The following is a 7430-nucleotide window of genomic DNA, read 5'->3' on the forward strand; positions in this document are numbered from 1 at the left end:
CTGCTACAACGTTTTGTGTTTGCGTTCCCAGTCCCTGGATGCTGAGTTTCATTTTATCGCCAGGTTTGAGGTATGTTTGCGGGTTTTGTCCCATGCCGACGCCTGGTGGTGTTCCTGTTGAGATGACGTCCCCTGGTTGGAGGGACATGAACTGGCTGAGGTGTGCGATGACGGTTGCGACGTCAAAGTGCATGGTTTGTGTGGATCCGTCCTGATAGCGGTGTCCGTTGACTTCGAGATACATTGGCAGGTTTTGGGGGTCTGCCACTTCGTCGCGGGTGACGAGCCATGGTCCGATGGGTCCGAATGTGTCGCAGCTTTTGCCTTTGACCCATTGTCCTGAGCGGTGCAGCTGGAAGTCGCGTTCAGAGAGGTCGTTGACCACGCAGTAGCCTGCGACGTGATCGAGTGCGTCTTCGCGGCTGACGTATTTTGTGTGTTTTCCAATCACCACGCCCAGCTCGACTTCCCAGTCGGATTTGACGGAGGTGCGGGGGATTTCCACATCGTCATTTGGGCCGCAGATGGCGGAGGTGGCTTTGAAGAAGATGACGGGTTCTTCTGGCAGGGCCATGCCGGATTCAGCGGCGTGGTCTGCATAGTTCAGGCCAATGCAGATGAACTTGCCGACAGAGCCGACGCAGGCGCCGATGCGGGGGCTGCCCTCAACCACGGGCAGGGTGGTGGGGTCAATGGCGCGCAGCTTGGCGAGACTGTCATCGCTGAGGGCGTCCCCTGCGATGTCGGTGATGTGGCCTGAGAGATCGCGGATGGTGCCGTCGTTGTCCTGCAGGCCAGGTTTTTCTGCCCCGATCGGGCCGTAGCGTAGAAGCTTCATTCAGGTGTCCTTTTTTGCTCAGATGGTCCAGCCGCCGTCGATGGCGAAGGGCTGGCCGGAGGTGTATTTGCTGGCGTCGCTGGCCAGGTACAGGGCGAGTTCTGCGATCTCATCTGCGGTGCCGATGCGGCCCATGGGCTGGCGGGCAATGAAGTCGCGCATGGCGGTGTCATAATCGCCGGTGGCGCGCAGGCGGTCGTGCAGGCTGGGGCTGTCCACGGTGCCGGGGCAGATGGCGTTGCAGCGGATGCCCTGGGCGACATAATCGGCGGCCACGGATTTGGTCAGGCCGAGCACGGCCCCTTTGGAGGCGCAATAGGCAAAGCGGTTGGGCACGCCTTTCATGGCGGAGGCCACGGAGGACATGTTGATGATGGAGCCGCCGCCGTTTTCCAGCATGGCGGGCAGGGTCAGCTGGATCAGGCGGTACATGGCCTTGACGTTGAGATCGAAGCTGAAGTCCCAGTCTTTCTCTGGGCACTCCAAGATCGTGCCGCCTGCGACGTAGCCTGCGCAGTTAAACAGCACATCCAGCGCGGGCAGATCCGCAGCAGCCTTTGTCACTGCCGCGCCATCTGTCACATCCAGTTTGAGCGCGGTCACACCGTCGATTTGCGCCAGTTCGGCCAGCGATGCATCGTTGATGTCGCTGGCAATCACCTGGGCGCCCTCGGCCACAAAGAGCTCTGTGGTGGCGCGGCCAATGCCCTGACCTGCAGCGGTGATGAGCGCGGTTTTTCCGGCCAGACGGCCTGATGTCTCTGTCATATCTGTGATCCTTATACCTGCTCTGGCAGCAGCTCTGTGGGGATGTTCTGGTAGCACACGGGGCGCAGGAAGCGACGGATGGAGAGCGTGCCCACCGAGGTTGCGCCAAAGTTGGTGGAGGCCGGGTAGGGGCCGCCATGCACCATGGTGTCGGCGACTTCCACGCCGGTTGGGAAGCCATTGGCGAGCACGCGGCCGGCTTTGCGCTCCAGCAGCGGTAGCAGGGCCTGCGCCTCCTGAGCATCCCCCGCATCCATTTGCAGTGTGCAGGTCAGCTGCCCTTCGATGGCGCGGGCCACATCCTGCATCTGCGCGGTGTCCCGCACGCGCACAATGATGCCCATAGGGCCAAAGACCTCTTCCTGCAGGTGGCTGTCGGCACGCCAGTCATCGCCAGATACGCTGAAGAGATACGGCTTTGCCGCGCGACCGGGGCAGGCGGTGCCCATGATTTGGGTCACACCTTGGCCGCCGCTGATCCGGGCCACGCCGTCGCGGTAGGCGGCGGCAATGCCATCGGTGAGCATGGTCTGGCTGTCGACGGCGTCCAGCGCGGTCTGTGCTGCGGTTTGCAACGCGTCCGCATCTGGGCCGTCCATGACCACGGCAATGCCCGGGTTGGTGCAGAACTGTCCCGCGCCCATGGTGAGGGACCCAGCCCAGCCGCTGCCGATCTCGGCGGCGCGCGCGCTTGCGGCCGCAGGCAGCACAAACATCGGGTTCACAGAGCCCAGTTCGCCAAAGAAGGGGATCGGCGTGTCGCGCTGTGCACAGAGGTCAAAGAGCGCGCGGCCTGCTTTCAGGCTGCCGGTGAAGCCGACGGCGCGGATCAGCGGGTGTTTGGCCAGCGCGGTGCCCACCTCAATCCCGTTGCTTTGGATCAGGGAGAAGATGCCGGGATGCAGATTGCAGGCTGTGAGCGCAGCATCGATGGCCTGCGCCACAATCTCGGCGGTGCCGGGATGGGCCGGATGGCCTTTGACCACCACAGGGCAGCCTGCGGCCAGGGCGGCGGCGGTGTCGCCCCCGGCGGTGGAGAAGGCCAGAGGGAAGTTGGAGGCACCAAAGACGGCCACGGGGCCAATCGGGCGCTGGATCATGCGCAGTTCCGGGCGCGGCAGGGGCGCGCGGTCGGGCAGGGCTTCATCATGGCGCAGATCCAGATAGGCACCGGCTTCAATATGATCGGCAAACAGGCGCAGCTGGCCGGTGGTGCGGCCGCGCTCGCCCTCAAGGCGGGCGGCGGGCAGGCCGGTTTCCTCTGTGCCAATCTGGGTGATGGCCTCACCGCGGGCGTCGATCTCTTCGGCGATTTTGCGCAGAAGCGTGGCGCGTGCGGCGCGGCTCGACCAGCCAAAGCTGGCGAAGGCGGCTTCTGCGGCTTCCACGGCGGCGTCCACATGGGCGGGGGTGCCGACGGCGAAGGCGTGGCTTTCGCCGGTGGCGGGGTCTGAGGCAAAGGTGGCGTCGCCCGCGACCCAGGTGCCTGCAATCAGATGTTTTCCGGTCAGCATATCTATCGCTTTCTTAGAGCAGGCCACGGTGGGCCAGGTTGCGCATCAGGTGAGAGGCGCCAAAACGCCACTCTTCACATTCGGTGGACAGGCGCACGGTGTTGGTGAGCTGCCCGAGCTGGTCATTGGCGATGGTCACAACATCGCCAAGCTTGTGGGTGAAGCCGCCGCCAGGGGTGTCGCGGTCCTGTGTCGGGGCAAAAAGCGTGCCCAAAAACAGCATCAGCCCGTCAGGATACTGGTGATGGCGGCCTATGGTCTGGCGCACAAGATCGGCCGGATCGCGGCTGATCTGGGACATGGAGGAATGGCCCTGCAGCTCAAAGCCCTCCGGGCCTGAGACGGTGAGGGTCAGCTCTGCCTGGCGCACATCATCCAGCGTGAAGCCGTCGTCAAACAGGCGGATCATCGGACCAATGGCGCAGGAGGCGTTGTTGTCTTTGGCTTTGCTCAGCAAGAGGGCGGAGCGGCCTTCCACATCGCGCAGGTTGACGTCATTGCCAAGGGTGGCACCTTTGATCACCCCTGTGGAGGTGACGGCGAGCACCACTTCGGGCTCGGGGTTGTTCCAGGTGGAGATCGGATGCAGGCCGATGTCTGCGCCCAAACCGACGGAGGAGAGCACCTGCGCTTTGGAAAACACTTCTGCATCCGGGCCAATGCCGACTTCCAGATACTGGCTCCAGAGACCTTCTTTGAGCAGCGCCTGTTTGACCTGCTGCGCGGCCTCAGAGCCGGGCACAATGTTGGAGAGGCTGTCGCCAATGCGTGCGCCGATGCGGTCGCGGATGGCTTCGGCCTTGGCCGGGTCGCCGGCGGCCTGCTCTTCGATCACCCGCTCCACCATGGAGCCGGCAAAGGTCACGCCGCAGGCTTTGACGGCCTGCAAATCGCAGGGGGCCAGCCAGTCGTGGTCTGCACTCAGTGCGCCCAGCGGTGTGCCCGGGGCGGTGCGGGTGTAGTCTGCTGCGTCCTCACGCTCCAGAATGTCGCGCACGGTGGGGGCGGCTTTGGCGGTGATGTCCACCAGTTGCCCGTCACGGAGGGTGACAACAGCAGGGCCGATGCCTGGGCGTTCTACGCGGCCGAGCCAAAGCCCGGAAGGATCAAGGGAAAGATCAGTCATATCAATCTCTGAGGTTGTAGGCCCGAGCGGCGTTGCCGCCCCAGACAGCCTGGAGTTCGGATTCAGTGCGCGCGCTCAAAAGATCGTTGCTGGTGTGAACCCAGCGCGCATAAGAGCTGGCCAGGGTGCAGACCGGCCAGTCGCTGCCCCAGATCAGGCGCTCAGGGCCAAAGGTGCCAAGCAGGTGATCCGCATAGGGGCGCAGCGTGTCTGTGCCCCAATCGTCTGCGGCCTCGGTCACCATGCCGGAGAATTTGCAGAAGGCTGTGGTGTCACGCGCCAGTGCGGCCATATCTTCGGCCCATCCCGCGATCACACCGTCCTTGATCAGCGGTTTGGAAGCATGGTCGATCACCACACGCATGTCGGGGTGGCGGGCCAGCAGGCGGTGCAGATTGCCCAAATGCTGGGGCAGGGTGAGCGCGTCAAAGGTCAGATCATGGACGATCAGCGCCTCAAATGCCGGGGTGAGCGCATCGCGTAGCATCCAGCCCGGATCGGCGATGTCTTGGATCATCGGGCGCAGCCCGACGAGGGCTGGGTTTTTGGCAAGCTCTGCGATCTGCTTTGCGGCGTCAGGGGCTTCAAAGTCGACCCAGCCAACCACGCCTTTGATAAAGGGGGTGTCTTCGGCCAGAGACAACATGAAGGTGGTCTCTGCCACGGTGGGGGCTGCCTGCACCAACACGGTGCCGTCGATCTGCGCCGCCGTGAGGTCTGAGGTCAGGTCTGCGGGCAGGAAGTCGCGGTAGATCGGGGCGAGCTCTGGCGTGAGCCAGCCGTAGTCGCCCCGGGCCAGCGCCCAGAAGTGCTGATGGGCATCAATCCTCATGCGATGACGCCTTTCTTCAGAATGATATTGCCATAAAGCCGCCGCTCGCCGGTCTGCACGATGGCAAAGGCGCGCGCGGCGCGGTCATAAAAGGCAAAGCGTTCCAGCGTCTGGATCTGCGCCGGGATGTCAGCCGTGGTCTCAATGATGGTCTGGAAATCGGCCACGGCTTCCGGGACCGCATCAGGATCGCCGACCACCTGCATGGTCAAAGCTGGATCCGGCACGAAGCTGTCCAGCGGCATGACGGAGAGCACGGCCTCCAGGATCTCGCTGGCGCTGGAACCATCCGCGCGGATGCAGGTGGGGCCGGTGCTGGTGGCTGTGCTGGTGGCTGGGAAGTTGGCATCGGCAATCACGATCTCATCGCCGTGCCCCATGGCGCGCAGGGTGTGCAGCAGATCAGGAGACAAAAGCGGGTTGATATTACGCAGCATCGGCACGCTCCGAAGGCAGGGGCGCGTCCGGGCGGATCAGCCCTTCGCCGCGCAGATCAGACCAGAGCGCATCCGGGATGGCGCGCTCCATCAGGCGGGCATTGGCGGTGACCTCCGCCCCCGACACCGCACCGGGGACCACGGTTTTGACACAGGGGTGGCCCAGCACGAACTGCAGCGCGGCCGCGATCAGAGGGGTGTCATGGGCGGCACAGACCGCTTCGATCTTGCGCACCCGTTCCATGATCTCGGCAGGGGCCACATCATAGTTGTATTTGGCCCCCTCGATCGCACCGGTGGCCAGAATGCCAGAGTTGTAAGGCCCGCCCAGAATGATGCCGACATCCCGTGCCTCACAGAGGGGCAGGAAGCTGTCGAGCGCTTCCTGCTCCAGCAGGGTGTAGCGCCCCGCCAGCAGGAAGCCGTCAAAATCGCCCAGCCCCAGCAGCCGCTCACAGACCTGCCATTCGTTCACCCCTGCGCCAATGGCGGCAATCTCCCCGGCATCGCGCAGCTCGGTCAGGGCGCGGTAGCCGCCCTGGTCAAACAGTTCACGCACCTTGGCGTCTGAGGCCTCCTGGCTGCCCTGACTGAAGACGCAGACATCATGCACCAGCAAAATATCGGCGTGCGCAACCTCGAGGCGGGTCTTGCTGGCCTCATAAGAGCGCATCACCCCATCATAGGTGTAATCAAACACAATGCGTTTTTGCGGCACATCGACAAAGGCCTCAGGGGTGACTTCATGGGGGTCACAATCCAGCAGCAGGCGGCCGATTTTGGTGGAGAGCTGGATGGTGTCCCGGCCAAAGCGCTTCATGCCTGCGCCAAAGCGCATCTCTGAGCGGCCCAGCCCGTATTGCGGCGCGGTGTCAAAGAAGCGCACGCCCACATCATAGGCGGTTTGCAACGCCTCTTGCGCGTCCTGCTCAGAGACTTTGCGATACAGATTGCCAAGCGGCGCACCGCCAAACCCCATTTGCGTGAGCGGCACGGGGCGCGATGTGCGGGTGTTCAGGAGACGTGTTTTTGAAACGGACATGAGGGTTCTCTTGCTTCACCGGTACGGGGTGTGTGTGACGGTATCGGGGTGATCTGAGCGGGCATCTATCATGCGCGGGTCTGACGGGTGCCAAACAGCTCAGGCTTGGCGGTGTGGAGCGCTTCCAGCCGCGGGACCAGTTGCCCCAGATGGTGGCGCATTGCGGTTTGGGCGGCGCGCTCATCCCCCGCGGCGATGGCCTCAAAAATGGCGCGGTGCTCTTCCAGCGTTTCTGAGATGCGCCCGGGTGTGGGCAGCAGCAGAAGGCGCGCACGGCGCACCTGCAGAGAGACGGTCTGTGCCACATCCGGCAGACGTTGAAAGCCGGTGAATGCCATGAGCAAGCTGTGGAACTCTTCATCGGCCTGATAAAAGCCAGCAGCATCTTCATCTTCGATCAGAAGCTCTTGAAGGCGCATGCTGCGGCTGAGTTTTTTGCGCTGTTCTTCGGTCAGATCGCGGGTGACCTTGGCCACTGTGGCCAGCTCAAGCGCTTCGCGCAGAAACACACCTTCGCGGATCTCGGACATGGAAAAATAGGACACATGGGTGCCTGACTGCGGCACGACATCCACCAGCCCCTCAGCGGCCAGTCGGGCGATCGCTTCTGACACAGGTGCGCGTGACACGCCGAGGCGCTCACAGATGGGCGCCTTTCTCAGATTGGCGCCGGGCGGGAAGTCCAGCGCTAAAATGGCGTCTTTGACAGACAGGTAAACGCGCTGCGCCAGAGAGCCCTCAGAAGCGGCCGTCTCACGCAGCAAAGTGACATCAATATCGTGTGCTTGGGTCATGCAAAAACAAATACCATGCTAACATGTTAGTTGACAAGTGCCGCCCCCCAAAATATCAAAACAAGCAAAGCAAGCGAGA

Annotated in this window: 8 protein-coding genes; all 8 read right to left on the reverse strand. The window is 63.0% G+C overall.

The genetic code is table 11. The annotated features are described in order from the left end of the window. Window positions 1-838: fumarylacetoacetate hydrolase family protein (locus J7413_RS20245; protein ID WP_209101803.1), on the reverse strand; the 838-nt coding region annotated here is incomplete at its 3' end. An 18-nt stretch (window positions 839-856) separates the two neighbouring features. Next, entirely contained in the window at window positions 857-1606 is a 750-nt protein-coding gene (locus J7413_RS20250; RefSeq protein ID WP_209101804.1) for an SDR family oxidoreductase, read from the reverse strand. An 11-nt stretch (window positions 1607-1617) separates the two neighbouring features. Then, complete coding sequence (locus J7413_RS20255; protein ID WP_209101805.1) at window positions 1618-3120, reverse strand: aldehyde dehydrogenase (NADP(+)); 1503 nt, start codon at window positions 3118-3120, stop codon at window positions 1618-1620. Window positions 3121-3133: 13 nt separating this feature from the next. Then, the gene (locus tag J7413_RS20260) at window positions 3134-4246 is read right to left on the reverse strand and encodes a fumarylacetoacetate hydrolase family protein (RefSeq protein WP_209101806.1); all 1113 of its coding nucleotides are present in this window, start codon (window positions 4244-4246) and stop codon (window positions 3134-3136) included. A 1-nt stretch (window position 4247) separates the two neighbouring features. After that, on the reverse strand, window positions 4248-5078 hold the full coding sequence (locus J7413_RS20265) for an amidohydrolase family protein (RefSeq protein ID WP_209101807.1): 831 nt from the start codon (window positions 5076-5078) through the stop codon (window positions 4248-4250). Further along, entirely contained in the window at window positions 5075-5515 is a 441-nt protein-coding gene (locus tag J7413_RS20270) for an RbsD/FucU domain-containing protein (RefSeq protein WP_209101809.1), read from the reverse strand. Before J7413_RS20270 ends, J7413_RS20265 begins: the two co-directional genes overlap by 4 nt. Next, window positions 5505-6557 carry an aldo/keto reductase gene (locus tag J7413_RS20275; RefSeq protein ID WP_209101812.1) on the reverse strand — a complete coding sequence of 351 codons (1053 nt, stop codon included), beginning with the start codon at window positions 6555-6557 and terminating at the stop codon, window positions 5505-5507. Before J7413_RS20275 ends, J7413_RS20270 begins: the two co-directional genes overlap by 11 nt. A gap of 68 nt (window positions 6558-6625) precedes the next feature. Then, complete coding sequence (locus J7413_RS20280) at window positions 6626-7351, reverse strand: GntR family transcriptional regulator (protein ID WP_247743660.1); 726 nt, start codon at window positions 7349-7351, stop codon at window positions 6626-6628. Between the last annotated feature and the right edge of the window lie 79 nt (window positions 7352-7430).

The organism is Shimia sp. R10_1 (assembly GCF_017744095.1).
Taxonomy (GTDB): domain Bacteria; phylum Pseudomonadota; class Alphaproteobacteria; order Rhodobacterales; family Rhodobacteraceae; genus Shimia.

Coding starts and splice junctions, on each gene's coding strand:
- J7413_RS20270 (WP_209101809.1), bottom strand. CDS start 5,515: ATGCTGCGTAATATCAACCCGCTTTTGTCTCCTGATCTGCTGCACACC.
- J7413_RS20275 (WP_209101812.1), bottom strand. CDS start 6,557: ATGTCCGTTTCAAAAACACGTCTCCTGAACACCCGCACATCGCGCCCC.
- J7413_RS20255 (WP_209101805.1), bottom strand. CDS start 3,120: ATGCTGACCGGAAAACATCTGATTGCAGGCACCTGGGTCGCGGGCGAC.
- J7413_RS20265 (WP_209101807.1), bottom strand. CDS start 5,078: ATGAGGATTGATGCCCATCAGCACTTCTGGGCGCTGGCCCGGGGCGAC.
- J7413_RS20250 (WP_209101804.1), bottom strand. CDS start 1,606: ATGACAGAGACATCAGGCCGTCTGGCCGGAAAAACCGCGCTCATCACC.
- J7413_RS20260 (WP_209101806.1), bottom strand. CDS start 4,246: ATGACTGATCTTTCCCTTGATCCTTCCGGGCTTTGGCTCGGCCGCGTA.
- J7413_RS20280 (WP_247743660.1), bottom strand. CDS start 7,351: ATGACCCAAGCACACGATATTGATGTCACTTTGCTGCGTGAGACGGCC.